The organism is Synechococcus sp. TAK9802, from assembly GCF_014279535.1.
In the GTDB taxonomy this organism is placed as follows: Bacteria; Cyanobacteriota; Cyanobacteriia; order PCC-6307; family Cyanobiaceae; genus Parasynechococcus.
This window is the reverse complement of record NZ_CP047937.1, coordinates 116,759-142,800: the sequence shown is the minus strand read 5'-3', so window position 1 is coordinate 142,800 and position 26,042 is coordinate 116,759. Positions and strand designations below refer to the sequence as shown.

Sequence of the window (26,042 nt, the reverse complement as noted above, 5' to 3'; positions counted from 1 at the left end):
CAAGCAGGTATAATACGATCAAGAAGCTCCTAGTAATTTATTTATATAAAATCGCAACCTGTTGAACAGCTTTATACCTACAATACGGAGACGAGAACGCTGTTTTATGAAATCAGATTCATAAAACATGGGTAAGAGTTGATCAATTTGATTTAAAACATCTTTCCAACGCTTGACATGAGACTCTTCAGACAATTCAAGCAGCGCTAAGTCAGACTTTATAGAAGATGATTTCCAATCCGATGGATTACAAACAGCAGCAATTATTCTATTGACGTCATTAGACAAAGATCCACAACCAATTTGGTGCCCAATTTCACCAGGCGTAAGAATATCTGAAAGTGCATGGTTTAAGCTGCTAAAAACTATGCATCCACATGCCATTGCCTCCACAGGAGGCAAACCAAATCCCTCAGTCACTCCAGCTGCAGACCAATGCTCGGTAGAGTCATACAAAAATACCTTTGAGTCATTGAATAGACGAACAATATCTTCTACCCAATCACTCTGAATCTCGACACGTAAACCCTTAGCGCGCAAAGCTGGTACTAATTCGAACAAAACATAATTACTACTCTTCCTTTTTTGGACGAGAACATCAATGGGCCTAATTGCAAGATCACCCTTCAAATCTCCCCTCTCTATCCATTGTGATTCCAGTGCATTGGGAATTAAAAATAAGGGATTTCTTGAAGCATGATGGCCCCAATATCCCATTGTATTTCGACTTACTGCAACAATAGGAACACTCGGTGGTAACTTGAATCCATATCCCGAGCTATGAGCATGGTATATAACATTTCTTCCGCGGAGGCGTTTAAGTAATCTTGGAACATCAAAGCCCCAAGTGACTATCCAAAGACATTTGTCATCTACAAGACCTTCTTTTAGTAGATCGTCTATGAATGGATGCTCTACCGTCCGCTCTCTATAGGTGACAAGAGTTGTAGGCCTAAGTTCTGACAACAAACGAACTGTCTGCTTCGCAACACTCAAGCCCCCACAACGAAAACGGCTGCTAGTCCCAGGCACCAAGACTCGAATCGTTGAAAACAACGTTTCGGATTCTTGAATCGATGTGATCATGCAGTAACAGCTTCTGTGCTGCCTGCACGCTGACGGCGGGTGAGAAAACCGAACAACACTTTACCGATGGCTGCTACCAGGTTGCCTTCAAGCTCCTTGAACATGTTCATATTCAGATGAAAGGCATGATTGGCCTCTTCAACGATGCGATCAGCCATGACCTGATCGATCGGCAACCTATCCATCGCGGAGCGATAAGTAGTTTTAAACGCCTTCTCATCGGCGATCTCATCAAAAACGTAAAAGCGCAGACCTGCATCGCCGTCCATATTCATCGCCTTCTGGGCAATGTTCTTGAGGATCTGACCACCGGAGAGATCACCAAGGTAGCGGGTGTAGTGATGACCCACCAACAACTCGGGAGACTCCTGAGCAACAGCGTGAATGCGCTCGACATATGCGGCAGCAGAAGGAGAGGGTTTGATTTCTTCCTTCCAGTTTTCACCGAAGTAGTAGGTAAGGTCTTGCTCAAGTGCCTCACGACGGTTCAGCTGAGCCATGGCGACAGGTCCAACCACCGGATGGTCATTCAGTTGGCTGATCTCATCCTCCATCGCGGAGTAAACGAAATAGAGATCAGCAACAAGCTTGCGATAGCTGGCCTTATCAACGACTCCCTTCAGAAAGCAGCTCACGAAGCCGGTGTTTTCGGCCATGGTGTGCGACTTTTTCGTGCCTTCCCGGAGCTGGGCAGCAAGGGCGACAGACATGATGACGAGAAATGGCCTGCCTTCGAACTTAAAAGGAGTTCCATGCAAGACGGCTTTGTGCGTTGCGAAGGGTTACGCCGCGGGTTCGGACGCAGCAGTTCTATCGAAGAGCTCGAAGAGCTCGCGACAGATCTTCTGAAGCTGCTTCACCTGCTGCTGTTGAGGCAGGTGGGGGCCTTCCGGCAACCAATCACCAACCGTGGCGAGACGCCAGCGTTCACCGTCGTAGGTCATGCCCCGCATCAACACCCCCAGCAAGCGCAGCTGATCGTCACCACGGTCCGTGCTGATGCGCAATTGCATCAGCAAACTGCGGCATTCGAGGCGGGGACTCCAGCCAGGGAAGTGAAACGAGAGATCCAGCGATTCCGTCTCAGTCCACTGTCGGGTCTGCGGGTCGTCCCGCCAGGGGCTGAGGTCGGCCTGGGCAGCGGGAAACTGACGACGCACAAGCGTGATCGTGGATGCAAGCGCTCGCATCCGGGCCACGCTGTGTACCGATTCGCCCGCGTTCACTGCAACCTCCTTATTCCGCACAGTGTGGAGGGAGAAGCAAAAGGTCGCCGTTACGGTTGCGCGAGGTTCACGAAACCATGACGCAACCGCTGCATATCGGCCTGCTGGGCGCCATGCCGGAAGAGATCGGCTCGGATCTCAGCCACCTCACGGATCTGAGCTGCAGCGACCACGGCGACCTAAAGATCCACCGAGGAGCCTGGAGCGACAAGGTGGACCTGAGCCTGGCCTGGAGCGGCTGGGGCAAGGTGAGCGCTGCACGGGCCGCCACACGCCTACTCGCAAGTGATCCCAGCATCGATCTGCTGGTGTTCACCGGCGTTGCCGGGGCTGCGGATCCCGCCCTGCGCCAATGGGATGTGGTGTTGGCCGATGCCGTGGTGCAGCACGACATGGATGCCCGACCCCTGTTCCCACGCTTCACGCTGCCAGCACTGAAGCAGGCCCGGCTCCAACCGCAGCCGGCTTGGTTCAACTGGGCCAAGACCGCTCTGCTGGAGGCCCATAGCGCAGGCGATCTGGACGGGTTCGCTCGGCCCAGCAGCGGTCTGATCGCCACAGGAGATCGTTTCATCGGCGATCCAGCGGTGCTGCAAGCGCTGCGGGATGCCCTGCCCGACCTGCGTGCCGTTGAGATGGAAGGCGCCGCCGTCGCCCAGGTGGCCGAGCAGGAGGGCGTCCCCTGGCTGGTGCTGCGAGTGATTTCCGATGGTGCCGATGAGGCGGCGGCCCAGAGCTTTGAAGACTTCGTCAAACGCTACGAACAACAGGCCTGGCGGCTGATTGAGGCCCTGCTGCAGCGCTGCAACATCACGCCACCACAGTGCCCATGATGCTTCTGCTGAACCGACTGCTGCGCTATGGCCTGGTGGGGGGCACGGCGGCAGCTGTTCACATCAGCGTGCTGCTGCTGCTGGGCCCGTGGATGAGCCTGAGCCTGGCCAACCCCATCGCCTTCCTGGCCGCCTCAATAGCGGGGTATCTCGGCCATGCCCTGGTGACGTTCCGGGAAGAGACGGGGGGCCGCCAGTTCGCCCGTCGCTGGCTGCTGCTGCAGTACGTGGTCAACCTCAGTGTCTGCGCCCTCCTACCGCTGCTCCAGGCCCCGACCCTGGTGCTGGTGTTCACACCCACGCTGCTGAATGCCCTGATCTGGAGCCGAGCGGCCCGCTTCAGTGCCAAGGCCCATGAGCATCAGAACGGCCAACCCCCACTGGTTCACGCCGACGATCTCGGCCTGGCGGAGGGCGTGGATGCAGCCATCCTCGATCTGGCCCAAAGCGGTCGGCTTCAGGGGGCCAGTCTTCTGGTGAATGGTCCCAGTGCGACCGCCGCCGTGGAGGCGTGGCGAGACCTTGCAGACCCACCACCGCTCAGCCTGCATGTCTGTCTCACTGAGGGGCATGGCCTGCCGAACAGCCCGGATCTTCCGACCGGTTTCGGACGCTTGCTGCTGGCTTCGGTCCTGCCCTGGCAGCGCCAACGCATCGCCCCTCAATTGCGCACTGTTTTGCTGCAGCAGATCAGCCGCTACCGCCAGCTCACAGGTCTGCAGCACATCCGCCTCGATGGCCACCAGCACATTCACCTCGTGCCCCTTGTGCTGGATGCGGTGCTGGATCTGGCCCGTTCCGAATCGATCACCTGGGTGCGCACGACGCGGGAATCGCTGCCGGAGGGTCTTTCGCTCCGGCTTTGGTGGCGCAGCCTGCAGACAGGTGGTCTGATGAAGTGGATGGTTCTCCAGCTGCTGAGCGGGCTGTCCATCCCGCGCCTGCGACAGGCCGGACTTGCAACCAACCGACGCTTCGCCGGGGTGTTGTTCAGTGGATCGATGTTCGGAACAGCGTTCCGCCGCAGTTGGGAAACGGCATACAGCTCCATCGCCGTTGATCGTGCTTCACAACCTGTTCTGCTCATCCACCCAGCCCTCCCCAATGCTGCGTTGGGAATGGATCAGGCGGCCTTTCAGCAGTCTGTGACCTTTTTCAGTTCCACAAACCGCCAAAAGGAGTGGGCTTCAGCGCAGAAGCTCTGAGCCCTGATGCACGGCTCGGACGAAATAATGCGGCCGCCGTTTCACATCGATGTAGATCCGACCGATGTATTCACCCAGCACGCCGATGCCGATCAGCTGAATCCCCCCTAGGAACAGAACCGCCACGATCAGTGAGGCGTATCCCGGCAGATCGACACCAAAGGCCAGGGTGCGCAGCACGATCAGTGCGGCATAGACAAAACTCAGGAAGGAAATCAGCACGCCGATCACACCCCAAACCTTCAGCGGCTTCACCGTGAACGAGAAGATGCCATCCATGGCATAGCGCCAGAGTTTGAGGGAGCTCCAGGACGTACTGCCTCCACCGCGGGCCACCCGGCTGTAAGCGATCTCCTCGCTGCGGTAGCCGGTCCAAGGCATCAGCCCCTTGGAGAAGCGGGTGGCCTCACGCAACTGGGTCACCGCCTCCACAACTGGAGCACTCAACAGGCGGAAATCGCCGGCACCCTCCTTCAGCTGAATCGAATCCACCAGGCGATTGAACACCCGGTAGAACCAGGAGGCCGAGGCCACCTTCACCAGCCCTTCGGCATCGCGGTCATCCCGCACCGCGGTGACCACCTCAGCGCCGTTGCGCCAGGCTTGCACCATCGCCGGAATCCGCTCCGGCGGATGCTGAAGATCGGAATCGATCAGCACCGCGGCCGCACAGCGGCCGTTGGCGTAGTCCAACCCCGCAAGCATCGCGGCCTCCTTGCCGAAGTTGCGGGTGAGTTCCAACAGGGTGACGGCCTGGTCGGCATGACTCTTCTGCCAGGCACGGATCACAGCAACGGTGGAATCGGAGGAACCGTAATCGATGAGCAGCAGATGGTTCACCTCCGGCAAGGCCATGACCCGCTCTAAAAAGACGCTGATCACCTCGGCTTCGTTGAAGCAGGCCGCCACCACCCACACCTGCTCGCTGGCCATCAATGCGCGGTCTGCACTGTTTGAAACCGTAAGGCTCCCGGCTCAGTCATAGGCTCGGCCTGCTGACGCCCGACCAACCGCCATGGCCCAGTTCGAGAAGCTCACCGCCCCGAGCCAGGGCACACCGATCCGCTTCGAGAACGGTCAGCCCGTGGTGGCCGACAACCCGATCATTCCCTTCATCCGCGGCGATGGCACCGGCGTGGACATCTGGCCTGCAACACAGAAGGTGCTTGATGCGGCCGTGGCCCAGGCCTACGGCGGCAGCAAGAGCATCGAATGGTTCAAGGTTTACGCCGGCGATGAAGCTTGCGACCTCTACGGCACCTACCAGTACCTGCCGGAAGACACCCTCGAGGCGATCCGCACCTACGGCGTGGCCATCAAAGGCCCCCTCACCACACCCGTGGGTGGTGGCATCCGTTCGCTGAACGTGGCCCTGCGCCAGATCTTTGATCTGTATTCCTGCGTGCGGCCCTGCCGCTACTACGAGGGCACCCCAAGCCCCCATAAGCGTCCCCAGGATCTGGACGTGATCGTTTACCGGGAGAACACCGAAGACATCTACATGGGGGTGGAATGGGAAGCCGATGACGCCGTTGGCCAGGAGCTGCGCAAGCACCTCAACGAGGTTGTGATCCCTGCCAACGGCAAACTGAGCAAGCGCCAGATCCCAGAGGGTTCAGGCATCGGCATCAAGCCGGTGAGCAAAGCCGGCAGCCAGCGCCACATCCGCAAGGCCATCCAACACGCCCTGCGTCTTCAGGGCGACAAGCGCCACGTGACCCTGGTGCACAAGGGCAACATCATGAAGTTCACGGAAGGTGCCTTCCGTGACTGGGGCTATGAACTGGCCACCACCGAATTCCGCGATGTGTGCATCACCGAGCGGGAAAGCTGGATCCTCGGCAACCTCGAGAAGGATCCCAACCTGAGCGTGCAGGCCAACGCCCGCATGATCGAGCCTGGCTACGACAGCCTCACTCCAGAGAAGAAAGCCGACATCGACGCCGAGGTGCAGGCGGTGATCGACGCCATCGGCAGCAGCCATGGTGGCGGCAAGTGGAAGGAGATGGTGCTGGTGGATGACCGCATCGCCGACAGCATTTTCCAGCAGATCCAGACCCGCCCCCAGGAGTATTCGATCCTCGCCACGTTGAACCTCAACGGCGATTACATCTCCGACGCCGCAGCAGCGATGGTCGGTGGCTTGGGCATGGCCCCCGGCGCCAACATCGGCGAGAACGCCGCCATCTTCGAAGCCACCCACGGCACCGCCCCGAAACACGCTGGCCTCGACCGGATCAACCCCGGTTCGGTGATCCTCAGCGGCGTGATGATGCTGGAGTTCCTCGGCTGGCAGGAGGCTGCTGATCTCGTGACCAAGGGCCTCAGTGCCGCCATTGCCGACAAGCAAGTCACCTACGACCTGGCCCGACTGATGGAACCCCAGGTGGATCCGGTGAGCTGCAGCGGTTTCGCCGAAGCGATCATCCAGCGCTTTTGATCACCAGAGCTGCCATTCACGCCAGACTCAGGCGATGGCCTATCCCACCCAGCTCCCCGGGCTTCCCGCCGGCGCAGCAGACCCCTGCGTGCACTGCGGCTTCTGCCTGCCCACCTGTGCCAGCTATCGCGTGCTGGCCAGTGAGATGGACTCGCCCCGCGGCCGCATCCATGCGCTGCGGGCAATCGAAGCCGGTGACCTGGAGCTGGATGCCACGGTTGCCAGCCATTTCGATACCTGCCTGGGCTGTTACGCCTGTGTTTCCGCCTGTCCTTCGGGAGTCCGCTACGACCAGCTGATCGAAGCCACCCGGCCCAAGCTGAATCAGGCCAACCAGCGCAGCAGTTGGCAAACCAGCTTCCGCACGCTGCTGCTGCAGGTGCTGCCCTACCCCAAGCGCCTGCGGGCCCTGCTGCAACCCTTGCGGGCCTATGCCGGCACACCGCTGCAACAACTGGCCCGCCGCTCCGGGCTCACCCGTCTGTTCGGGCCGGAAATCGAAGCGATGGAGCAGCTGCTGCCGCCCCTGGTGCCGGAGAGCTTCAGCGACCGACTACCCCAGATCAATCCCGCCTCCGGCAAACGCCGCGGCCGCGTGGCGCTGTTGCTGGGCTGCGTGCAGCGCTGCTTCGATCCCAGCGTCAGCACCGCAACGGTGAAGGTGCTGCAAGCCAACGGATTTGAGGTGGTCATCCCAGCAGACCAGGGCTGCTGCGGGGCGGTGAGCCATCACCAGGGGGAGCTGGAACTCACGCGCCAATTGGCGACGGATCTGATTCGGAGCATGAATGCCGTTAAGGGAGATCTGGATGCGGTGCTGGTGGCTGCTTCGGGCTGCGGCCACACGATGAAGGCATACGGCGAGCTCCTGAACGGGAAAGCGGCCTTCCGCGCTCCGGTGTTGGATGTGCAGGAATTCCTGGCGGACCGCGGCCTTTTGGAGTCGTTCCGCGCCCAACTGCAACCACTTCCCGGCGTCGTGGCCATGCATGACGCCTGCCACATGATCCATGGCCAGGGCATCCAGGCCCAGCCCCGCCAACTGCTGCGGGCCATCCCCGACGTTCAGCTGCGGGAAGCAACCGAGGCGGGGGTGTGCTGTGGCAGCGCCGGCATCTACAACCTAGTGCAGCCAGAGGAAGCCGCCGAACTGGGCCAAATCAAGGCCGACGACCTCAGCAGCACAGGCGCCGAACTGGTGGCCAGCGCCAACATCGGTTGCACCCTGCAGCTGCGGCGCCATCTGGGCGATCGGGCCCAGGTGCAGCATCCGATGGAACTACTGGCCGCCTCAGCCGGCCTCCATCCGCTGCCAGGCCTCCCGCAGGGTGCCGGCAACGCCGAGATTGCCGGGGAAGGTGAGAATCGGCAGACCGCTGCAGGGTCCCGTTGACGGACGCACCAGCGAGAGACCCGGCAGCAGCTGCCCTTCCAGCTGCACCGACTCGAGGGCCAGACCCCGGGCCAGCAGCGTCTGGGTGGTGATGCCGCCTTTGCTGAGCAGATAGCCCAGATCAGGAGCCAGGGCTGATGCCAGTCGCCCCATCAACTCGGCCAGAGCGCAGGACAAGCGCCGGCCCTCCTGTTCGGAAGCACAACGCAGCTCACCGCGGCTGGTGAACAGCACCGGCGTCAGGCCTTGATCCAGCAGCGCCCGCAGCTGCTGCAACCAGACCCGCTCCAGATCCGCCAGCAACAGGTCGGGTGTCGGCCCCTCCAGCACCCGAGCGATGCGCGGCACCGACAGTTCAACCCCTTGGCAACCCGATTCCTGCAGCAACAGCTCCAGCTGCTGATCCGCCAAGAGCACGTGGGAGCCCACCATCACCAGTCCCGGCAGAGGCGTTCCATCGTCAGCCAACAGCCGCAACCCCGCTAAGCCCTTGGGATCAAGCGGCGGCGGACCTGGATCCGCCAGAGCCTTCACCATGCTGGCGGCGGAACGGAACAGAAAGCGTTTCTGCCCCTGCAGGGCGCGCACCGCTGCGGCCAGAGCCGTGAGCTGGTCCTGGCGTTCGGCATCCACCACCACAGAGGCATTGCCCTGGAGCCCACGCAGACGCTCAATCAACAGCGGCAGACCTGCTGAGCAGGCGGCATCAAGCTCCCGGCCACTGACGCGCTGCACCGACGCCGCGGCAATGGACCCATCACTCTTCTCCTCCAACCAGCAGGCCAGATCACTGCTGCTGAAACCGAACAGCCGATCCTGAGCAAACGGCGTGGTGTGCACCGGTTCCCCGTGGAGGAGATGCACGCCGTTCACGGTGGTGCGGCCACCTTCCAAAAATGCCGGAACATGGAACGTGGCATCAAAGGGTCCGAAGGCCGCCTGCAACACCTCAGGCTCCAGCACCCCATGGCCACGCAAGGTCGAATCACCACGACTCACCAGCAACACCTGATCACGCGCCAATCCCTCCCGCTGCAGCGCCTGATCCAAGGCAACCGCAATGCCGCGGTTGCGTTCCGCAGCATCCGTGGGCATCAGCGCCCGGGTGTCGGCCAACAGAAACAACAGGGGCGACGCATGACGCAGCCCCTGGCGCAGGGTGTCGACATCCCAGCGCAGCAGCAGCGGACAGCTGTGCACCGTCTGCGAGCCGGTGGGATCGTCGTCAATGACCACAACCTTCATGGCACCATCGTGCCGTGAGCCATTCCCCCGCAAGCCGCAGTGCTCTGATTGATCTGGTGCACCAGTGGCACCAGAGCGGCACCCCCTGGAGTCCCAGTGGCCTGGGCACACGCCTGGACTGGGGTCCACCGCTGGATCCCCGCCATGAGGTGCTCTCCTGCCGGCAGCTCAACCGGGTGATCGACCATGCCGTGGACGATCTGACCATCACGGTGGAAGCCGGCATGCCATTGCAGGACCTGCAGGATCTGCTGGCGGAGCAGGGGCAATGGCTGCCCATTGACTGGCCCCGGGCCGGCGCTCCCGGAAGCATCGGCGGCCTGGTGGCCCGTGGACTGGCGGGGGGACTGCGGCAGCGCCATCTGGGGGTACGCGATCAGATCATTGGCATCGGCCTGTTGCGGGCCGATGGCGTCGAAGCCCATGCCGGTGGACGGGTCGTGAAGAACGTGGCGGGCTACGACCTGATGCGGCTGCTCTGCGGCAGCTGGGGCAGCCTGGCGCTGATCACCCAACTCACCCTGCGGCTGCAACCGCTGCGACTCGCCCGGAGCGGCCTGTTTTTGGAAGGCGACCTGAAGGCCCAGGAGGCCTTTCGCAGCGAACTGCTGCGCTCCAGCCTGACGCCGGAACGCTGTGACTGGATCAACGGCGGCGATGGTGCCTGGCGGCTGCGGCTGGTGGTGAGCAGCGTGTCGGAGCAGGCGGTGAACGATCAGCTGAAGCAGCTCGAGGGGTTGGCGCTGAACCAGCAACTCAGCGCCGAACGCCAGGCTTGTTCCGATGCCCTCACCACACCCTTCAATGCCAGCCCCTCTGGGCAGCTGGTGCGGCTGGTGCTACCGCCGGCCCAGTTGCACCGGTTGTTGCGGGATGAGGCGATGAGGGCCCTCAAACCATGGACCTGGGAACTGGCCGCAGGAGCCGGCTGCGGTGACGGCTGGTGCGACGCGGCGACAGCGGATCACCAGCTGGAGGCGCTGCGCCGCAGCGTGATCCGCCTCGGCGGCGAAATGACGCTGTTGAAACGCGCGGCCGGATCAACCGTGCCGGTCTGGCTTGACCGTCCGTCCCGACCGCTGATCGAAGCGGTGAAACGCCAGTTCGACCCCAAGCTGCAGCTCAGCCGCGGCCGTCTGCCAGGGGTGAATCAGGAAACGCTGTAGCGACAGGCCAGGGTCTGCTTTGCACCGGGCTGGAGCACTAGTTTTCGATCACCGCTCACCAGGGCCTGCCGGGGCCCTGTCCAGGGTTCCAGACAAACCATCGGCCGCGGGGGCTCAGTCCAAACCACACTGAGATCCATCGGTGCCTGATGCTGCAGTTCCAGCGTCACGCCGGTGGCGTCGTCGATCAAGCTGACAGGACCCGCAGGCCGGCAGAGGAAATCCACCCCTTCGGGCAACCGCTTGAGCTGATCGATGGTGGCGGCCTCCGCCATCTCCAGGTGGTTGAGGCAGCGCTCTGCCAGACCCGTGAGCCGGGTCTGGGCCAGATCGCTCACGTTGAAGTAGGGGTGCAAACCGAAACTGAACGGCATGGCGGCATCACCGCAGTTGTGCACCGTGGTGGAGATCTCCAAGGCAGAGGCCACCGGACGCAGCTCCATTTCCAAACGGAAAGGGAAGGGATAGGCCTTCAGCGTTTCGTCGCTGCTGGAGAGGCTGAGGCACACACCGCTCTGATCCTCAAGCAACTGGAGCTGCCAGGGAAGATCCCGGGCGAAGCCGTGCTGCTTGAGGGGATGGTCAACGCCATCCACCGGCAGCACATCTCCGGGCAGGTTGCCGCAGATCGGGAACAACACCGGAATGCCGCCGCGAATGCTTTTGCTCGGATCGGCGTAACGGTCCTGGTCGAAATAGAGGATCTCCCGCCCCCTGCAACACCAACCACTCACCAGACCACCCCGCTCGGGAATGATGCGCAACCGATCAGCGCTGCTGGGATGCACGAACTCCCAGTGGGCATAGGGGGCCGACTGCTGGGTGAGGGTCATGGGCATCCGCCGATGCGGGGTGGCTCATTCATTCACTTAGCCAGCAGATCAACATTTGTCGGTGCCGCAGCCGACTTCAGGCCGTCCAGCCATTGCAGCAACGCCGCATTCACCTGATCCGGCACCTCATCGTGGGGGCAGTGCCCGGCCTCCAGAACCACCTCTGTGGTGGCCTCAGGAGCATGGCGCTGAAAGGTGGAGCGGCGACCGGGGGCGTTGATCCAGGGATCACGAATGCCCCAGAGCAGCAACAACGGCGCCGTCAGTTCGGCGAAAAGCTCATCGAGGGGCTGACCTCGGGGGATATCGAAGACCGTGCGAAACACCCCGAAGGCGCCTGGATCCAGGGAGGGGCGCCGAATCGACTCCACCAGCCAATCGTCAACGTTGGTCTTGTCGACATACACCTGATTGAGGGTGCGGCGGATCGTGGCGGGTCGGCGCAGGTTCTCGAACAGCAACCGCTGCAGCACCGGACTCTTCAGCAGGGCCGTGCCGATGCTCTGGCGGGCGATGGCACCCAAGCCTTGCGGCGGTTTCTGCTCATCACTGAAGGGACCGGCGGCATTGAGCAGCACGACGCCAGCACAGTCCGATCCCATGGCGGCTCCAGCGGCGAGGGCCGCAAACCCTCCCAGGGAATTGCCGGCGATCACCGTCGGACGCCCGATCCGCTCGTGCACATAGGCCACCAATTGGTCACGCCACAGGGCACCCCCGTAATTCAGACCCGCTGGCTTGGCACTTCTACCGAAGCCCAGCAGATCAATCGCATGCACGGCATGGGTCTGGGCCAACACGGGAATGTTGTGACGCCAATGATCGGTGGATGCCCCGAACCCATGCACCAGCAGAAGCGCCGGATAGTCGCTGCTGTCCTGCTCGGGATGCTGCTGCACCGTGTGCACGGCGTGGCCGAGATGGCTCCAGGTGACGCGATCCACAGCCGGCTGCGAGGGACGCGATGCTAAGCAGCACTGAAGCGGCCTGGATGGTGAGCTACGAGGTGATGGGCGGACCGCTGGCGGACGCATCCGTCTGGCGCGGAGCGTTGCTCTGGGCCATCGCCCTTTACGTGCCGCTGAGCGCACCGCTCAGCACGTTGGAATCAAGCCTCAAGGAGAGTGAGCTGCCCGAATCGGTGCGTCAACCGGTGCTTGTGATCAGCAGCCTGCTGCTGGCCCTCGTCGTGGGCGTTGTCACCCAGCTCGGATTCAGTTGGGTCCTGGGTCCGAGCTGGGCCTCCAGCCTTGGTGTTGTGGCCGTGGGCTGGAGTGTTCTGATCGTCCTCGCTAATGCTGGAAAAGAGGATTGATTCAGGAGGCACCCGCCAGGGGATCGGCAGCAAATTCTTCGGGAACCTGATTGCCGTCTTCAGGGGGCTTGTCTTTGAGGACGATGCGCAACAGCACCGGCGCCAGGAACGTGGTGCCGATCACCATCAGCAGAATCGCCGCCTCAAGGCCAGGGCTGAGCAGCCCTGAAGCCGTGCCCAGGCCCAGGAAAATCAGGCCAACTTCGCCGCGGGGCATCATTCCCAGCCCCACCACCAGGTTGTTGGTCTTTTCCTTGCTGAAGATGGCCCAACCGGCAGCCACCTTGCCGATGATCGCCACCACGAACAGGAAGGCTGCCACCACCAGGGCGGAACGGGCCCCCGGATCAGAGGGGTTGATCACTGAGAGGTCCATTCCTGCACCCACCAGCACGAAGAAGACGGTGGCGAACAAGCCAACGATGGGGGTGACTGCCGCCTGAATCTCGTGGCGATGCTTGGAGGTGCTGGCGATCAAACCAGCGGCGAAGGCCCCGAGTGCAGCCTCCAACCCAATGGCTGATGCCACGAAGCAACTGATCGCGAGGAGCAAATAGGAACCAATCAACTTGGCTCCGGGCGCCCTGAGTTGATCAATCAACCAATCAAAGACAGGGGCTGCCTTCTGGCTCAACAGCAAAGCCACCACCACAAACAGAACGGCCGCCACCACAAGCTGAACGATGGGCCCGATCTCCAGGCTGCCGCCTGCCGCCAGGGACACCACAATGGCCAGGATGACGATGCCGAGGATGTCGTCGAGCACAGCGGCGCCGATCACGATCTGGCCTTCTCGGGTGCGCAGATAGCCGAGTTCACCGAAAACACTTGCGGTGATACCGATGCTGGTGGCCGTCATCGAGGCACCGGCGAAGATGGCCGGGATCGCATCCACGTGGAAGATCGCCATCAAGCCAAGGGTGCCGAGGGCGAAGGGCAGCACCACGCCGACCACGGCAACGCTGAAGGCCTGGGCCCCCACCGCCATCAGTTCCTCCAGCTCACTTTCAAGACCCGTGAGGAAAAGCAGGGAATAAAGCCCCAGCGTGGCCACCGCCTGCAAGGCGCCGAAGCTCTCGTTGTAGAGAGCCGGGATCTCCTCCACCGGCACATGCGAGAGGCCGGCCACCACCTCGGAGAAAGCTCCGGAAAGCTGCACCTGGGTCTCCGGCGGCACCAGAAGATGCAGGCCCGAGGCACCAATCAGCACACCAGCAAGCAGTTCCCCGAGGATTGTGGGCAACTCGAACCGCACTAGCACCTCGGCGAGGGTGCGGGCCGCCACGAAGATCAGCATGAAGCGAAGGACGCCGATCAGCGTTTCCGCCAATTCGAGGTCGTGACTGCTGATTTCGCTCAGCAGGGTGGGCAGCAGCATCAAGCCGGGCATGTCTCACGCCGAACCTTAATGGTGATTCCGCCGCTGAACTGTTCGCTGGACGATCCCAATTGACCGGGAATGCTGTATTAAGCGCTTTTTTTCAGGCAGCCCCAGTTGTGATGGCTACGGTCCGGGTAATTCATTGAGTTGGGCTCCGAGCACCCCTGGCCTGACGGTGATTCCACGCTCCATGGCTCGCTGAACCCCCATGACCACGTCACAACCGTTCGATCTGCGTCTGCCGACCCCCGGCTGTCACAACGACCCAGAACGCGCTGGCCTCGATGCCAAGAGCGTGTTCGACGGCATGACGGAACACCTGTTCTTCACGCTCGGCAAGCTCGCCCCCACCGCCAGCCGTCATGACCTCTACATGGCCCTGAGCTATGCGGTGCGTGATCGGCTGATGATGCGCTATCTGGCCACCACTGAAGCGATGCGGGCCCGCCCGCAGAAATCGGTGGCGTACCTGTCGGCGGAATTCCTGATCGGCCCGCAGCTCAACAGCAACCTGCTGAACCTCGGGATCCAGAAGGAAGCCGAGGAGGCCCTGAAGAATTTCGGCATTGAATCATTGCAGCAGATCCTGGATGTGGAGGAGGAACCGGGCCTGGGCAATGGAGGCCTCGGCCGTCTGGCGGCTTGCTACATGGAATCGCTGGCCAGCCTGAAGATCCCGGCCACCGGCTACGGCATCCGCTACGAGTTCGGCATCTTCGATCAGCTGATCCGCGATGGCTGGCAGGTGGAGATCACCGATAAGTGGCTCAAGGGAGGCTGGCCCTGGGAACTGCCCCAGCCCGACGAGGCCTGCTTCGTGGGCTTCGGCGGCCGCACCGAGAGCTACATCGACGACAAAGGCAACTACCGCTCCCGCTGGATCCCGGCAGAACACGCCATCGGCATTCCCCATGACGTGCCGGTGCTGGGCTATCGCGTCAACATCTGCGACCGGCTGCGGCTCTGGCGCGCGGATGCCACCGAAAGCTTCGACTTCTATGCCTTCAACATCGGCGACTACTACGGCGCCGTTGAGGAAAAGGTGGGCAGCGAAACCCTCTCCAAGGTGCTCTATCCCAACGACGGCACCGACGAAGGCCGGCGTCTGCGCCTGAAACAGCAGCACTTCTTCGTCAGCTGCTCGCTGCAGGACATGCTGCGCAGCCTCGACAACCGCGGCCTGTCCGTCGAGGACTTCCCCAACTACTGGACGGTTCAGCTCAACGACACCCACCCGGCCATCGCCGTGGCGGAGCTGATGCGGCTGCTGATCGACGATCGGCACCTGGAGTGGGACCGGGCCTGGGACATCACCTCCCGCTCCGTGGCCTACACCAACCACACCCTGCTGCCCGAAGCGCTTGAGAAGTGGGACCTCAACCTGTTCAGCAGCCTGCTGCCCCGCCATCTGGAGCTGATCTACGAGATCAACCGGCGCTTCCTGCAACAGGTTCGGTTGCGCTACCCCGGCAACGATGCGATCCAGCGCAAGCTTTCGATCATCGATGAAGAGGGCAGCAAGGCCGTGCGCATGGCCCACCTGGCCACGATCGGTGCCCACCATGTGAATGGCGTGGCAGCGCTGCACTCCGATCTGGTGAAAACCGATCTGCTGCCTGAGTTCGCGGCGCTGTGGCCGGAGAAGTTCACCAACGTCACCAATGGCGTCACCCCACGCCGCTGGGTCGCCCTGGCCAACCCCGAGATGTCGGCTCTACTGGATCAACACGTGGGGCCGGACTGGATCTCCAACATGGAGAGCCTGCGCAAGCTGGAGGAGCGGCAGAACGACCAGGGCTTCCTCGAGCTCTGGGGCAACACCAAATTGTCGGTGAAGCGCAAGCTGGCCACCTACATCCACCGCAACACCAGCGTGCTGGTGGACCCCGCCAGCCTGTTCGACGTGCAGGTGAAGCGCATCCACGAGTACAAGCGCCAGCACCTCAACGCCCTGCAGGTGATCACCCAGTACCTGCGGATCAAGAACGGCCAGACCGACGGCATGGCGCCTCGCACCGTGATCTTCGGCGGCAAGGCCGCTCCCGGCTACTACTTGGCGAAGCTGATCATCCGCTTCCTCAACGGCATCGCCGACACCATCAATGCCGACCCCGACATGGACGGCCTGCTGCGGGTGGTGTTCCTGCCGGATTACAACGTGAAACTGGGGGAGCAGGTGTATCCCGCCTCCGACCTCTCCGAACAGATCTCCACGGCCGGCAAGGAAGCCTCGGGCACCGGCAACATGAAGTTCGCCATGAATGGGGCCCTCACCATCGGCACCCTTGATGGGGCCAATGTGGAGATCCGCGAGCTGGTGGGAAGCGAGAACTTCTTCCTGTTCGGCAAGACGGTGGAGGAGATCACGGCCCTGCAGCAGGACGGTTACCGCCCTCGCGATGTGATCGCGGCACTTCCGGAACTGCAGGAGGCCCTGCGGCTGATCGAGATGGGGCACTTCAGCAACGGCGACGGCGAACTGTTCCGCCCCCTGCTCGACAACCTCACCGGCAACGACCCCTTCTATGTGATGGCCGATTACGCCGACTACCTGCGGGCCCAGGAGGCGGTGAGCCGTGCCTGGAGCGATCGGATGCACTGGAATCGGATGTCGCTGCTGAACACGGCCCGCACCGGGTTCTTCTCCTCCGACCGGTCCATCGGCGAGTACTGCAAGAACATCTGGGCCGTGGATCCTCTCAACGTGGAGATCACCTGCGACGTGCGCTGACTACAGCCACAAAAAAGCCCTGGATTGATGGCCAGGGCTCACAACTAAAGATGCAGCGCTTCAGTTCCGATCAGGCAGATCAGGCGTCTGGTGCAACAGGCGGTTGAGCCGTAGACGGTCCACGTTCAACGGGTCTGGAGCCAGCTCACCGGCCAGTTCGCGGAACTTCTGCTCGATTTCTTCCGGGACGCGCACATCAAACACCCGTTCCATCAAGGCCTCAATCGAGAACAGATGGGCGTTGATGTTCTCCAGATCGGCAATGGCCTGCTGGATGGAATCAGCTGATTCCTCTGGAACAGGGGCGCCGGATGCTGCAGGCTTCGAAGCGGCTGCATCGGCGGTCTGGCGGGACCCGTGCTGCTTCTGCAGATCCTCGAGCACACGGCCGGACAAGGTGCGGAACGACTGGAGGGCTGCCCAGTTGAGCTCTTGTTGCTGACGAAGCGTGGGGGACTCCCGGATCAGCCGGTCATGCTCCCGGTAAAACCGTTGGCAATCCGGGCACTGGCAGGGCTCTTCCGGCAATGCAGTCCCTCGCGGTCATCCCCCACTATGCCACCGATCAAGCCGCCTGAGGCCCCAGATCCTCCTCGGCCTGGGGGCCATCCTCACCAGCGGTGTCGGGCAGGGGGATCTCAATGGAGGACACCACACCGATCACATCCCGCAGCCGCATCGAATCGGCGAACCAGCCCATGGCCTGTTCCGTATCGCCGCGACGTTCCGCGTCACTGGCCTGGTCTTCATGGGCTTCCGCCAGGAGGGCGAGCCAACACAGGCAGCGGGCCTGCACCACTGATAAATCCAGATCCGTGGGCTGGGATTCAGCAATCCGCTCACTTTCCTGCTGCACCAACAGCCGGAGACGGAGATCGTGAAGCTGGGTCATGGCACCCAAACCCGGTTGCACCAACCCTAGCGGTGGTGAACGATATGAACACCCCACCAGATGTAGCGCTCACTACCTCTTGAGCAATTCTCACGGGGCTGGCGGGACTCGAACCCACGACCTACGGTTTAGGAAACCGTCGCTCTATCCAGCTGAGCTACAGCCCCAGACATCTGAATTATGCCCACGAGGCATGATGAGTTCTGAAAGCAGGCGAGGTGGTTGCGGCCGATCTCTTTGAGTGTCGGCTGAGGAAAGTCCGGGCTCCCTGATGGCCAAGCTTGCTGGGTAACGCCCAGTGCGGGTGACCGTGAGGAGAGTGCCACAGAAACACACCGCCGATGGCCGGTTCGCCGGCACAGGCAAGGGTGCAAAGGTGCGGTAAGAGCGCACCAGCAGCATCGAGAGGTGCTGGCTCGGTAAACCCCGGCTGGGAGCAAGGCCAAGGAACGACGGCTGGCCATTGGCCCCGTTCCGTTTGAACGCGCCGCTTGAGGCCGTCGGTAACGGCGGTCCCAGATAGATAGCCACCCACCCTCCAAGGAGGTGTGAACAGAACCCGGCTTATGTCCTGCTTTCACCCCAAATCAGCGTTACTCAGGAGTCTTTGTGGATCCATCCCGCGCTGCAGAGCTCACCAACCTGATTCAGCGCCTCGACACTGAGATTCCGATCAACCCTGAGCTACTCACCCTGGTGGATCAGGCCCTCACCCACATATCGAGCGGCCGGGCCCGCAACCTGGAACGGTTGGAGTTCCTTGGTGATGCGGTGCTGCGGCTCGCCGCCACCGAATTCATTGATCGCCACCACGCCGATCTCGCGGTGGGTGCCTGCTCCAACCTGCGGGCCCAGCTGGTCAGCGATCGCTGGCTGGCGGACGTGGGTGCAGCACTTGGCATCGAACAGCATCTGCTGCTGGGGCGGCACGCCCAGGGGGATCGGTCCGCCGAATCCAGGCTGCGAGCCGATGCCACCGAGGCTCTGATCGGTGCGTTGTACAGCTCCCTCGGCAACCTTGAAGCGATTCACCGCTGGCTCACCCCCCACTGGTGCGCCACCGCCCAGGCGATGCTGGCAACTCCCCATCAGTTCGGCGGCAAAACAGCCCTGCAGGAGTGGAGCCAGGGCCAGGGGCTGGGACTGCCCAGCTACACCACCGAAGAATGCAGCCGCCAGCACGGCGACCCCGAACGCTTCCGCTGCCGGGTGAGCGTCCAAGGCCAAGACCTAGCGGAAGCCAAAGGCCGATCCCGCAAGGAGGCCGAGCAGAGCGCGGCAACAGCAGCTCTTCAGGCCCTGGAAGGCAGCGACGCGCCACAGGTATCGCAGTGACGGGCACCCTTGCGGTGCCCCTGACGCCCGCAGCTGCTGCAGACCAGCTCCACCGACCTCTGCTGGTGATGGCGCACCCCCGACACCGTCAGGATCCCTGCGGGAATGGCAATGATGCCGAAACCCAGGAGCATCACCACTGAGGCCAGCAGCCGCCCCAGTTCCGTCTGGGGAACAACATCGCCATAACCAACGGTGGTCATGGTGACGATCGCCCAGTAGACGCCGCTCGCCACCGTCTGGAACTGGGAGTCCGGCCGGGCGCTCTCGATCACAAAGATGCTGTAGCCGAGCACCACCTGCAGCAGGAAGACGAAGAACAGAAAGACGCCGATGGTGCGGGCACTTCCCCGTAATGCCTGCCCCAGCACGCGGGCTTCATCGATGAACTTGAGCAGCTTGAACACCCGCAGGATGCGACCGAACTTGAACACCCACAGCAACAGCTCACTGCGCACCTGCGGCACGAAGAAAAAAAGCACCGCCGAAGCGTCAATCAATCCGGTGAAGCTGAACAGGTAACGGCGAGGCCTCTCCACCAAGGCCAGATGAAGGACGAAATCCGCCGCAAACACCGCCAAGCAAACGTTCTGAACCAGATCAATCCAGGGCACGTTGGTTTGACGCAGGGCTGAGTTGCCCAAGGGGTCGGGTTCCAGCGAGAGGGCCAGAACACTCAGAAGAATTGCCCCAAAAATGACAGCGTTGTAAGCCTTGCCCGCCGGGGTCCTTGCTTCCAGCACCGTTGACTGCAGCCGTTGTCGCAGGCTTCGGTCAGCATCCATTGCCTTAGGCCGGCTGAAGATCCTTCAACCGCAGGGTCACCAATTTGTCCCAGTTTCCGCCTTCAAACAAAACGGCCGCACGGTCGCCGCTGATTCGCTGCACAAAGCCGGTGTAACCGTTGTAGATCGAAGTGGCATCGACCACGGTGACAGTGGCGCCGGGGAGGATCGGAGCGGTTGCAGGCGCCATGGCTCGTTCGCAGACGAATCTGGCGCCATTATCGGCAGAGTGCGCGGCGGATGGCATGGCGGAGAGCAATGACTGGCTCAGCGTCGGCAAGATCGTGGGGGTCCAAGGGCTGCAGGGGGAACTGCGGGTGAACCCCGCCAGTGATTTCCCCGAGCGCTTTACAGCTCCTGGACCTCGCTGGCTGCGCAGCCCCAAGGGAGGGGAGCCGACGGAGATCCAACTCAAGAAGGGCAGGCAACTGCCTGGCAAGTCGCTGTTCGTGGTGCGACTTGAAGGAATCGACAACCGCAGCGCCGCCGAAACCCTTGTGGGCCAGGAACTGCTGGTGTCAGCGGATGACCGGCCCGAATTGGACGAGGGGGAATTTCACCTGCTCGACCTCCTGGGCCTGGAGGCACGGCTCGCAGCGGATGGTCCTGCCGTTGGCACCGTGAGTGATTTGATCAGCGGCGGCAACGACCTGCTGGAAATCACCACATCGGAGGGCCGCAAGCTGCTGATTCCCTTCGTGGAGGCGATCGTGCCAGAGGTGCAGTTGGAGGACGGCTGGCTGCTGCTCACGCCACCGCCGGGCCTGCTGGAGCTCTGACAGGTCTCTCTCGGGGCATCGACAGAACCCCATAGGGCAAGCGATTCTGGGTCACCGCTCTCAGGACGTGATGGCCTCCACACCGCTGATTCCTGTGATCCTTTGCGGGGGCACCGGCACACGGCTATGGCCGCTGTCACGGGCGAGTTACCCCAAGCAGTACTGGCCGTTGAGCGGAGACGGCGAAGCCACATTGCTGCAGCAGACCCAACAGCGGCTTCATGGCCTGGACGCCCTGGCGGCTCCCCTGCTGATCTGCAATGAAGACCACCGCTTCATCGTGGCCGAACAGATGCGACAGATCGGGGTCGAACCGAACGCGATCCTGCTGGAACCGATGGGCCGCAATACCGCCCCGGCGGTGACGGTGGCCGCGCTGCAGGCCACGGCCGACGGCGAAGACCCCCTGCTGCTGGTGCTGGCGGCGGATCACCTGATCCGCGATGCCGCCGAGTTCCGCCAGGCCATCGACGCCGGCCGCAAACCCGCCGAAGCGGGACGACTGGTGACCTTCGGGATCGTGCCAACGGCCCCGGAAACCGGCTACGGCTACATCGAAGCAAGCGAACCCTTCTCCCTTGGAGGACCGCCCCATGTGCCGATCAAGCGGTTCGTGGAGAAGCCCGATCAGGCCACAGCAGAGCAATTCCTGGCCACCGGCCGCTTCACCTGGAACAGCGGCATGTTTCTGTTCCGAGCAAGCGCCATGCTGGCGGAACTGGAGCGACTGGCCCCGGAAGTGGTGAGCTGCTGCCGGGCCGCTCTGGAGCAAGACACAGCCGACCTGGAATTCCATCGACTGGAGCGGGAAGCCTTTGCCAAGTGCCCCAACGTGGCCATTGACGTGGCCGTGATGGAGAAAACGGAACTGGGCAGTGTGCTGCCACTGGATGCGGGCTGGAGCGACGTCGGCAGCTGGAGCGCACTCTGGGAAACCTCAGAGCAAAAGGATTCCCAAGGCAATGTGCTGCAGGGCCACGTGATCAGCGAAGGCAGCCGCGACTGCTATCTGCGCAGCGAACACCGCTTGGTGGTGGGGCTGGGGGTTGAAAACCTCGTGGTGGTGGAAACCGACGACGCCGTGTTGATTGCGGATCGCTCTAAGGCCCAAGAGATCAAGACCGTGGTGAAGCAGCTGGAGGCCGCCGGCAGCCCGGAGGGCAAGGCGCACCGCAAGATTTACCGTCCCTGGGGTCACTACACCGGCATCACCGAAGGAACCCGCTGGCAGGTGAAACGGATCTCGGTGAAACCCGGCGCCAGCCTGTCGCTGCAGATGCACCACCACCGTGCCGAGCACTGGGTGGTGGTGAAGGGCACAGCCCTGGTGGAGCGCGACGGCATTGAGCAGCTTGTGGGGGAAAACCAGAGCACTTACATCCCGATGGGTTGCAAACACCGCCTCTCCAATCCCGGTCGGATCCCCGTGGAACTGATCGAGGTTCAGAGCGGCGAGTACCTCGGTGAAGACGACATCGTGCGCTTCCAGGACCGCTACGGCCGCAGCGATCTCAGCAGTCGTGATCTCAGCATCAATGCCAGCTGAGGCTCACTCCACCGTGACGCTCTTGGCCAGGTTGCGGGGTTGATCGACATCCAGGCCGCGATGGGCGGCGATGTGATAGCTCAACAACTGCATTGGCACCACGGTGAGCAAAGGGCTGATCCACTCGCTCACCGAGGGCACCGGCAACAGTTCATCAAAGAGATCGGTGTCGGGCCCCTGGGGCGCCACGCCGATCAGCTGGGCGTCGCGGGCCTTGGCTTCTTGGGCATTGCTGAGCACCTTCTCGAAGACCAATCCGGGCACAGCGATCGACACCACCGGCACCCGGGAATCGAGCAGGGCGATCGGACCATGCTTCATCTCACCGGCCGGATATCCCTCGGCGTGGATGTAGCTGATTTCCTTAAGCTTCAACGCCCCCTCCAGTGCGATCGGGTAGTTGATTCCCCGCCCCAGGAAAATCATGTCCTGGGTGTCGGTAAAGCGATGGGCCAGGGCCTCGGAGCGCTGGTCGTGCAGAGCCACCAGCTGGCGCAGTTGCTGGGGCAGACCGCGCAGTTCATCCGCCAGAGCGTTGATCTCAGCAGCTGAGCGAGACCCACGGCGGGCGGCAAAGGCCATGGCCAAGCCATAGAAGGCCAACAGCTGACCGAGGAAGGTCTTGGTGGCCGCCACGCCCACTTCAATCCCGGCCCCGATATCAAGGATGTGGGGCACCTGACGTGAGAGAGAACTTTCTGGACGGTTGGTCACCCCCAGCTGGCGGGGGGCAAAGGCTGGATCCCTATGGGCCAAACGCCGCTCGGCTTCCATTGCCAGGGCAGCCAGGGTGTCGGCCGTTTCACCGGACTGGGTGACGCCAATGGTGAGGGTGTGGGGGGCAAGCGGAGGCGGGGCGTAGCGGAACTCACTGGCGTAGTGCACCGACGTGGGAATCCCGGCGAACTGCTCCAGCAGGTAGGCCCCCACCATCGCGGCATGGCGACTGGTCCCACAGGCCAAGATCTGAATCTGCTCAATTCCGGCATAGAAGGCATCGTCCATCGGCAGCGCCACCGGCTTTTCCGGCGGCAGTCCCTGGGGCAGGTGGCGCGTCACCCACAGCTCTGCGGTTTCCGGTTGCTCATGGATTTCCTTGAGCATGAAGTGACGGAACTCGCGCTTGTCGGCCACGTGATCCACACCGCTGAGCTGGGTGGGCATGCGTTGCTGGCGCACCCCCGCGGCGTCGTAGAGCTCCACCCCCAGAGGTGAGAGCAAAGCCACCTCGCCGTCTTCCATCGGCAGGATCGTGCGGGTGAATCCCGCCAGGGCCGGCGTATCGCTGGCACAGAGGAATTCGCCTTCTCCCAAACCGATTAACAGCGGTGCCGCCTTACGGGCCACCACCAATGCCCCCGGCGCCTGATCCCAAATCACCGCAAGGGCATAAGCCCCTTGCAATTTGGGGAGAACCCGCTGCAGGGCCTCCAACAACAGCCCACCGCTAGGGGCTCCACCAGCGGCTTGCAGCTGCTGCAATTCCGCAGCCAGCAGGTGGGGAATCACCTCGGTGTCAGTCTCCGACTGGAACACCACCCCTGAGGCATCCAGCTGCTCCCGCAGGGCACGGTGGTTCTCAATAATTCCGTTTTGCACCACCGCCACTGCACCGTTGCTACTGCGGTGCGGATGAGCATTGCGCTCTTCGGGTTTGCCATGGGTGGCCCAGCGGGTGTGGCCGATACCGCATTGACCGGGCGCGCCTTCGGCCTCAAAGCAAGCGGTGAGATTGCGGAGCTTGCCCTTGGCCCGAAGGCAGGTCAACTGGCCTTGACCAGCCACCGTGGCAATGCCAGCGGAGTCGTAACCGCGGTACTCCAGCTGCCGCAAACCCTCCAGGAGCTGAGGCGCCGCTTCTCGGGAGCCCACAAGGGCAACGATTCCGCACATACAAAAAAAGCCCGGCTGAAGCCGGGCCGAGCTTATGAGGTGAAATGGGGCAAATCAGTAGGCCAAACCCATGGAGCGCGTGGTCTCATCGCCCAGGTAAACGCGGATGCTGAGGAAGTCCGTAGGGCAGGCGGTCTCACAGCGCTTGCAACCAACGCAGTCTTCGGTGCGTGGGGAGGAGGCAATCTGGCCGGCTTTGCAACCGTCCCAGGGCACCATCTCAAGCACGTCGAGAGGGCAGGCGCGCACACACTGGGTGCAGCCAATGCAGGTGTCGTAGATCTTGACGGCGTGGGACATGTGCCCGATGCATACGAAGGCTTGCGGCAAACGTACCCGTCCTTCGCCGGTCCATGACCAGGCCGTCACCGTTGTTAACGGCGCGGTCATTGAGAAAGGGACCACGAAGGCGTGCCCGTAAGATGCAGCGTCCCGTTGCCACGGCTATGTCCCAGGAAGCGATTCTCGAAAAGGTGCGCTCAATCGTTGCGGAGCAACTGAGTGTTGACTCCGGCGAAGTGAAGCCCGAATCCAACTTCCAGAACGATCTGGGTGCTGATTCTCTGGACACCGTGGAACTCGTGATGGCCCTGGAAGAGGCTTTTGATATCGAGATTCCCGACGAAGCAGCTGAAGGCATCACCACCGTTGGTGACGCCGTCAAATACATCGAAGACAAACAGGCCTGAGCAACGCAATGGTGGATGGTCTCCATCGCGTCGTCATCACCGGCCTCGGCGCGGTCACACCGATCGGCAACACGGTTCAGGACTACTGGAATGGCCTCACCTCCGGCAGAAACGGAGTGGATGCCATCACCCTGTTCGATGCATCCGCACACGCCTGCCGCTTTGCGGCGGAGGTGAAGGACTTCGATCCGTCCGGCTTCATCGAACCGAAGGAAGCCAAGCGCTGGGATCGGTTCTGCAAGTTCGGCGTGGTGGCAGCCAAACAGGCTGTGACCCATGCCGGCCTTGAAATCAACGACACCAATGCACATCGGATTGGCACGATCATCGGTTCCGGCGTCGGCGGTCTGCTGACGATGGAGACGCAGGCCCATGTGCTGGAGGGCAAAGGCCCTGGACGGGTGAGCCCGTTCACGGTGCCGATGATGATTCCCAACATGGCCACAGGTCTTGCCGCCATTGCTTTGGGCACAAAGGGGCCCAGCTCCGCTGTGGCTACCGCATGCGCTGCCGGCTCCAATGCCGTTGGCGATGCATTCCGTCTGCTCCAAATGGGCAAAGCCGACGCGATGGTGTGCGGAGGCGCCGAATCGGCGATCACTCCCCTAGGGGTGGCCGGCTTCGCCAGTGCCAAGGCCTTGTCGTTCCGTAATGACGACCCGGCCACCGCCAGCCGTCCATTCGACAAAGAACGCGATGGCTTCGTGATCGGTGAAGGTGCCGGCGTGCTGGTGCTCGAAACCCTCGAGCACGCCCAGGCCCGTGGCGCCACGATCCTTGGCGAAGTGGTGGGTTATGGGATGACCTGCGATGCGCACCACATCACCTCCCCCACCCCCGGCGGCGTTGGTGGTGCTGAGGCCATGCGCCTGGCCTTGGCCGATAGCTGTATCGATCCTTCTGAGATCGACTACGTGAACGCCCACGGCACCAGCACCCCCGCGAACGACAAGAACGAAACCTCGGCGATCAAAAGCGCCCTGGGTGAACGTGCATTGCAGATTCCGGTGAGCTCCACCAAATCGATGACCGGTCACCTGTTGGGTGGCTCCGGTGGCATTGAAGCGGTGGCCTGCGTGCTGGCGCTGCAACACGGCGTCGTGCCTCCCACGATCAACCACACCACCCCGGATCCCGACTGTGATCTGGATGTCGTGCCCAACGAGGCGCGGGATCAGACACTGGGAACTGTCTTGTCCAACTCCTTCGGCTTCGGCGGCCACAACGTCTGCCTGGCTTTCAAACGCGCCAGCTGAGCCTTACCGCTCA

The 26,042-nt window shown here is 62.2% G+C and carries 26 protein-coding genes, 1 tRNA gene and 1 other RNA gene; 13 read left to right on the top strand and 15 right to left on the bottom strand.

The features are described 5' to 3' along the window. Window positions 1–18: 18 nt before the first annotated feature. From SynTAK9802_RS00750 to SynTAK9802_RS00740, 3 genes are all read right to left on the bottom strand, one after another. Complete coding sequence (locus tag SynTAK9802_RS00750) at window positions 19–1,086, bottom strand: glycosyltransferase (protein ID WP_186496774.1); 1,068 nt, start codon at window positions 1,084–1,086, stop codon at window positions 19–21. After that, the gene (locus SynTAK9802_RS00745; RefSeq protein ID WP_186497917.1) at window positions 1,083–1,796 is read right to left on the bottom strand and encodes a heme oxygenase (biliverdin-producing); all 714 of its coding nucleotides are present in this window, start codon (window positions 1,794–1,796) and stop codon (window positions 1,083–1,085) included. Before SynTAK9802_RS00745 ends, SynTAK9802_RS00750 begins: the two co-directional genes overlap by 4 nt. Window positions 1,797–1,868: 72 nt before the next feature. Further along, window positions 1,869–2,276: a hypothetical protein gene (locus SynTAK9802_RS00740; protein ID WP_186496772.1), complete on the bottom strand. Its 408-nt coding sequence runs from the start codon at window positions 2,274–2,276 to the stop codon at window positions 1,869–1,871. A gap of 113 nt (window positions 2,277–2,389) precedes the next feature. Here SynTAK9802_RS00740 and SynTAK9802_RS00735 point away from each other — a divergent pair, with 113 nt between their 5' ends. Together SynTAK9802_RS00735 and SynTAK9802_RS00730 are read left to right on the top strand one after the other, a co-directional pair. Next, window positions 2,390–3,145, top strand: a complete 756-nt coding sequence (locus SynTAK9802_RS00735) for a 5'-methylthioadenosine/adenosylhomocysteine nucleosidase (RefSeq protein ID WP_186496770.1) — start codon at window positions 2,390–2,392, stop codon at window positions 3,143–3,145. Then, window positions 3,142–4,350, top strand: a complete 1,209-nt coding sequence (locus tag SynTAK9802_RS00730) for a ChbG/HpnK family deacetylase (RefSeq protein ID WP_255487889.1) — start codon at window positions 3,142–3,144, stop codon at window positions 4,348–4,350. Before SynTAK9802_RS00735 ends, SynTAK9802_RS00730 begins: the two co-directional genes overlap by 4 nt. Here the strand turns inward: SynTAK9802_RS00730 and SynTAK9802_RS00725 are convergent. After that, window positions 4,333–5,283 (bottom strand): glycosyltransferase family 2 protein, encoded by a 951-nt coding sequence (locus tag SynTAK9802_RS00725; RefSeq protein WP_186496768.1) that lies wholly within the window; start codon window positions 5,281–5,283, stop codon window positions 4,333–4,335. The two genes, SynTAK9802_RS00730 and SynTAK9802_RS00725, sit on opposite strands and share 18 nt — an antisense overlap. An 82-nt stretch (window positions 5,284–5,365) precedes the next feature. On the opposite strand from SynTAK9802_RS00725, the gene SynTAK9802_RS00720 reads away from it, so the two are divergent. Together SynTAK9802_RS00720 and SynTAK9802_RS00715 are read left to right on the top strand one after the other, a co-directional pair. Next, window positions 5,366–6,790: an NADP-dependent isocitrate dehydrogenase gene (locus SynTAK9802_RS00720; protein ID WP_186496766.1), complete on the top strand. Its 1,425-nt coding sequence runs from the start codon at window positions 5,366–5,368 to the stop codon at window positions 6,788–6,790. 34 nt (window positions 6,791–6,824) lie between these two features. Beyond that, window positions 6,825–8,183 (top strand): (Fe-S)-binding protein, encoded by a 1,359-nt coding sequence (locus SynTAK9802_RS00715; RefSeq protein ID WP_186496765.1) that lies wholly within the window; start codon window positions 6,825–6,827, stop codon window positions 8,181–8,183. Here the strand turns inward: SynTAK9802_RS00715 and SynTAK9802_RS00710 are convergent. Continuing rightward, window positions 8,082–9,428 carry a four-carbon acid sugar kinase family protein gene (locus SynTAK9802_RS00710; RefSeq protein ID WP_186496763.1) on the bottom strand — a complete coding sequence of 449 codons (1,347 nt, stop codon included), beginning with the start codon at window positions 9,426–9,428 and terminating at the stop codon, window positions 8,082–8,084. The genes SynTAK9802_RS00715 and SynTAK9802_RS00710 overlap by 102 nt on opposite strands. Window positions 9,429–9,442: 14 nt before the next feature. On the opposite strand from SynTAK9802_RS00710, the gene SynTAK9802_RS00705 reads away from it, so the two are divergent. Continuing rightward, complete coding sequence (locus tag SynTAK9802_RS00705) at window positions 9,443–10,594, top strand: FAD-binding oxidoreductase (protein WP_186496761.1); 1,152 nt, start codon at window positions 9,443–9,445, stop codon at window positions 10,592–10,594. On the opposite strand, the gene SynTAK9802_RS00700 is transcribed toward SynTAK9802_RS00705, so the two are convergent. Continuing rightward, entirely contained in the window at window positions 10,579–11,433 is an 855-nt protein-coding gene (locus tag SynTAK9802_RS00700) for a galactose mutarotase (RefSeq protein WP_186496758.1), read from the bottom strand. The genes SynTAK9802_RS00705 and SynTAK9802_RS00700 overlap by 16 nt on opposite strands. 26 nt (window positions 11,434–11,459) lie before the next feature. After that, window positions 11,460–12,371, bottom strand: a complete 912-nt coding sequence (locus SynTAK9802_RS00695; protein ID WP_186496756.1) for an alpha/beta fold hydrolase — start codon at window positions 12,369–12,371, stop codon at window positions 11,460–11,462. 20 nt (window positions 12,372–12,391) lie between these two features. Here SynTAK9802_RS00695 and SynTAK9802_RS00690 point away from each other — a divergent pair, with 20 nt between their 5' ends. Beyond that, window positions 12,392–12,742 carry a hypothetical protein gene (locus SynTAK9802_RS00690; RefSeq protein WP_186496754.1) on the top strand — a complete coding sequence of 117 codons (351 nt, stop codon included), beginning with the start codon at window positions 12,392–12,394 and terminating at the stop codon, window positions 12,740–12,742. Between the two features lies 1 nt (window position 12,743). Here the strand turns inward: SynTAK9802_RS00690 and SynTAK9802_RS00685 are convergent, their stop codons facing one another. Continuing rightward, the gene (locus SynTAK9802_RS00685; RefSeq protein ID WP_186497915.1) at window positions 12,744–14,120 is read right to left on the bottom strand and encodes a cation:proton antiporter; all 1,377 of its coding nucleotides are present in this window, start codon (window positions 14,118–14,120) and stop codon (window positions 12,744–12,746) included. 211 nt (window positions 14,121–14,331) lie between these two features. Here SynTAK9802_RS00685 and SynTAK9802_RS00680 point away from each other — a divergent pair, with 211 nt between their 5' ends. Then, window positions 14,332–16,854: a glycogen/starch/alpha-glucan phosphorylase gene (locus tag SynTAK9802_RS00680; protein ID WP_186496752.1), complete on the top strand. Its 2,523-nt coding sequence runs from the start codon at window positions 14,332–14,334 to the stop codon at window positions 16,852–16,854. 60 nt (window positions 16,855–16,914) lie between these two features. Here the strand turns inward: SynTAK9802_RS00680 and SynTAK9802_RS00675 are convergent, their stop codons facing one another. The 3 genes from SynTAK9802_RS00675 to SynTAK9802_RS00665 form a co-directional block, all read right to left on the bottom strand. After that, entirely contained in the window at window positions 16,915–17,382 is a 468-nt protein-coding gene (locus tag SynTAK9802_RS00675) for a hypothetical protein (protein WP_186496750.1), read from the bottom strand. 37 nt (window positions 17,383–17,419) lie between these two features. Continuing rightward, window positions 17,420–17,746, bottom strand: coding sequence for a hypothetical protein (locus SynTAK9802_RS00670; protein ID WP_025362017.1), 327 nt, complete (start codon window positions 17,744–17,746; stop codon window positions 17,420–17,422). A gap of 93 nt (window positions 17,747–17,839) precedes the next feature. Then, window positions 17,840–17,913, bottom strand: a tRNA-Arg gene (locus SynTAK9802_RS00665). A gap of 38 nt (window positions 17,914–17,951) precedes the next feature. Between SynTAK9802_RS00665 and rnpB the strand changes: the two genes are divergently transcribed. Together rnpB and rnc are read left to right on the top strand one after the other, a co-directional pair. Beyond that, window positions 17,952–18,329: RNase P RNA component class A (rnpB, locus tag SynTAK9802_RS00660), an RNA gene on the top strand. 26 nt (window positions 18,330–18,355) lie between these two features. Beyond that, window positions 18,356–19,081: a ribonuclease III gene (rnc, locus tag SynTAK9802_RS00655; RefSeq protein WP_186496749.1), complete on the top strand. Its 726-nt coding sequence runs from the start codon at window positions 18,356–18,358 to the stop codon at window positions 19,079–19,081. On the opposite strand, the gene SynTAK9802_RS00650 is transcribed toward rnc, so the two are convergent. Together SynTAK9802_RS00650 and SynTAK9802_RS00645 are read right to left on the bottom strand one after the other, a co-directional pair. Next, entirely contained in the window at window positions 19,039–19,866 is an 828-nt protein-coding gene (locus SynTAK9802_RS00650; RefSeq protein WP_186496747.1) for an ion transporter, read from the bottom strand. The genes rnc and SynTAK9802_RS00650 overlap by 43 nt on opposite strands. A gap of 4 nt (window positions 19,867–19,870) precedes the next feature. Then, window positions 19,871–20,056 (bottom strand): NAD(P)H dehydrogenase subunit NdhS, encoded by a 186-nt coding sequence (locus tag SynTAK9802_RS00645; RefSeq protein WP_186496745.1) that lies wholly within the window; start codon window positions 20,054–20,056, stop codon window positions 19,871–19,873. 55 nt (window positions 20,057–20,111) lie between these two features. Between SynTAK9802_RS00645 and rimM the strand changes: the two genes are divergently transcribed. Together rimM and SynTAK9802_RS00635 are read left to right on the top strand one after the other, a co-directional pair. Then, window positions 20,112–20,645: a ribosome maturation factor RimM gene (gene rimM, locus SynTAK9802_RS00640; protein ID WP_186497914.1), complete on the top strand. Its 534-nt coding sequence runs from the start codon at window positions 20,112–20,114 to the stop codon at window positions 20,643–20,645. Between the two features lie 70 nt (window positions 20,646–20,715). Then, window positions 20,716–22,191, top strand: coding sequence for a mannose-1-phosphate guanylyltransferase/mannose-6-phosphate isomerase (locus tag SynTAK9802_RS00635; protein ID WP_186496739.1), 1,476 nt, complete (start codon window positions 20,716–20,718; stop codon window positions 22,189–22,191). Window positions 22,192–22,194: 3 nt separating this feature from the next. Here SynTAK9802_RS00635 and glmS read toward each other — a convergent pair whose 3' ends face one another. Together glmS and psaC are read right to left on the bottom strand one after the other, a co-directional pair. Beyond that, window positions 22,195–24,084 carry a glutamine--fructose-6-phosphate transaminase (isomerizing) gene (glmS, locus tag SynTAK9802_RS00630; RefSeq protein WP_186496738.1) on the bottom strand — a complete coding sequence of 630 codons (1,890 nt, stop codon included), beginning with the start codon at window positions 24,082–24,084 and terminating at the stop codon, window positions 22,195–22,197. Window positions 24,085–24,138: 54 nt separating this feature from the next. Then, window positions 24,139–24,384 (bottom strand): photosystem I iron-sulfur center protein PsaC, encoded by a 246-nt coding sequence (gene psaC, locus SynTAK9802_RS00625; protein ID WP_006850103.1) that lies wholly within the window; start codon window positions 24,382–24,384, stop codon window positions 24,139–24,141. A 146-nt stretch (window positions 24,385–24,530) separates the two neighbouring features. Here psaC and acpP point away from each other — a divergent pair, with 146 nt between their 5' ends. After that, window positions 24,531–24,773 carry an acyl carrier protein gene (gene acpP / locus SynTAK9802_RS00620; protein ID WP_011363161.1) on the top strand — a complete coding sequence of 81 codons (243 nt, stop codon included), beginning with the start codon at window positions 24,531–24,533 and terminating at the stop codon, window positions 24,771–24,773. Between the two features lie 8 nt (window positions 24,774–24,781). Beyond that, complete coding sequence (gene fabF, locus SynTAK9802_RS00615) at window positions 24,782–26,029, top strand: beta-ketoacyl-ACP synthase II (protein WP_186496737.1); 1,248 nt, start codon at window positions 24,782–24,784, stop codon at window positions 26,027–26,029. The last annotated feature ends 13 nt before the right edge of the window (window positions 26,030–26,042 follow it).

Coding starts and splice junctions, on each gene's coding strand:
- SynTAK9802_RS00750 (WP_186496774.1), bottom strand. CDS start 1,086: ATGATCACATCGATTCAAGAATCCGAAACGTTGTTTTCAACGATTCGA.
- SynTAK9802_RS00745 (WP_186497917.1), bottom strand. CDS start 1,796: ATGTCTGTCGCCCTTGCTGCCCAGCTCCGGGAAGGCACGAAAAAGTCG.
- SynTAK9802_RS00740 (WP_186496772.1), bottom strand. CDS start 2,276: ATGCGAGCGCTTGCATCCACGATCACGCTTGTGCGTCGTCAGTTTCCC.
- SynTAK9802_RS00735 (WP_186496770.1), top strand. CDS start 2,390: ATGACGCAACCGCTGCATATCGGCCTGCTGGGCGCCATGCCGGAAGAG.
- SynTAK9802_RS00730 (WP_255487889.1), top strand. CDS start 3,142: ATGATGCTTCTGCTGAACCGACTGCTGCGCTATGGCCTGGTGGGGGGC.
- SynTAK9802_RS00725 (WP_186496768.1), bottom strand. CDS start 5,283: ATGGCCAGCGAGCAGGTGTGGGTGGTGGCGGCCTGCTTCAACGAAGCC.
- SynTAK9802_RS00720 (WP_186496766.1), top strand. CDS start 5,366: ATGGCCCAGTTCGAGAAGCTCACCGCCCCGAGCCAGGGCACACCGATC.
- SynTAK9802_RS00715 (WP_186496765.1), top strand. CDS start 6,825: ATGGCCTATCCCACCCAGCTCCCCGGGCTTCCCGCCGGCGCAGCAGAC.
- SynTAK9802_RS00710 (WP_186496763.1), bottom strand. CDS start 9,428: ATGAAGGTTGTGGTCATTGACGACGATCCCACCGGCTCGCAGACGGTG.
- SynTAK9802_RS00700 (WP_186496758.1), bottom strand. CDS start 11,433: ATGCCCATGACCCTCACCCAGCAGTCGGCCCCCTATGCCCACTGGGAG.
- SynTAK9802_RS00690 (WP_186496754.1), top strand. CDS start 12,392: ATGCTAAGCAGCACTGAAGCGGCCTGGATGGTGAGCTACGAGGTGATG.
- SynTAK9802_RS00685 (WP_186497915.1), bottom strand. CDS start 14,120: ATGCTGCTGCCCACCCTGCTGAGCGAAATCAGCAGTCACGACCTCGAA.
- SynTAK9802_RS00680 (WP_186496752.1), top strand. CDS start 14,332: ATGACCACGTCACAACCGTTCGATCTGCGTCTGCCGACCCCCGGCTGT.
- SynTAK9802_RS00670 (WP_025362017.1), bottom strand. CDS start 17,746: ATGACCCAGCTTCACGATCTCCGTCTCCGGCTGTTGGTGCAGCAGGAA.
- SynTAK9802_RS00650 (WP_186496747.1), bottom strand. CDS start 19,866: ATGGATGCTGACCGAAGCCTGCGACAACGGCTGCAGTCAACGGTGCTG.
- SynTAK9802_RS00645 (WP_186496745.1), bottom strand. CDS start 20,056: ATGGCGCCTGCAACCGCTCCGATCCTCCCCGGCGCCACTGTCACCGTG.
- rimM (WP_186497914.1), top strand. CDS start 20,112: ATGGCGGAGAGCAATGACTGGCTCAGCGTCGGCAAGATCGTGGGGGTC.
- SynTAK9802_RS00635 (WP_186496739.1), top strand. CDS start 20,716: ATGGCCTCCACACCGCTGATTCCTGTGATCCTTTGCGGGGGCACCGGC.
- glmS (WP_186496738.1), bottom strand. CDS start 24,084: ATGTGCGGAATCGTTGCCCTTGTGGGCTCCCGAGAAGCGGCGCCTCAG.
- psaC (WP_006850103.1), bottom strand. CDS start 24,384: ATGTCCCACGCCGTCAAGATCTACGACACCTGCATTGGCTGCACCCAG.
- acpP (WP_011363161.1), top strand. CDS start 24,531: ATGTCCCAGGAAGCGATTCTCGAAAAGGTGCGCTCAATCGTTGCGGAG.
- fabF (WP_186496737.1), top strand. CDS start 24,782: ATGGTGGATGGTCTCCATCGCGTCGTCATCACCGGCCTCGGCGCGGTC.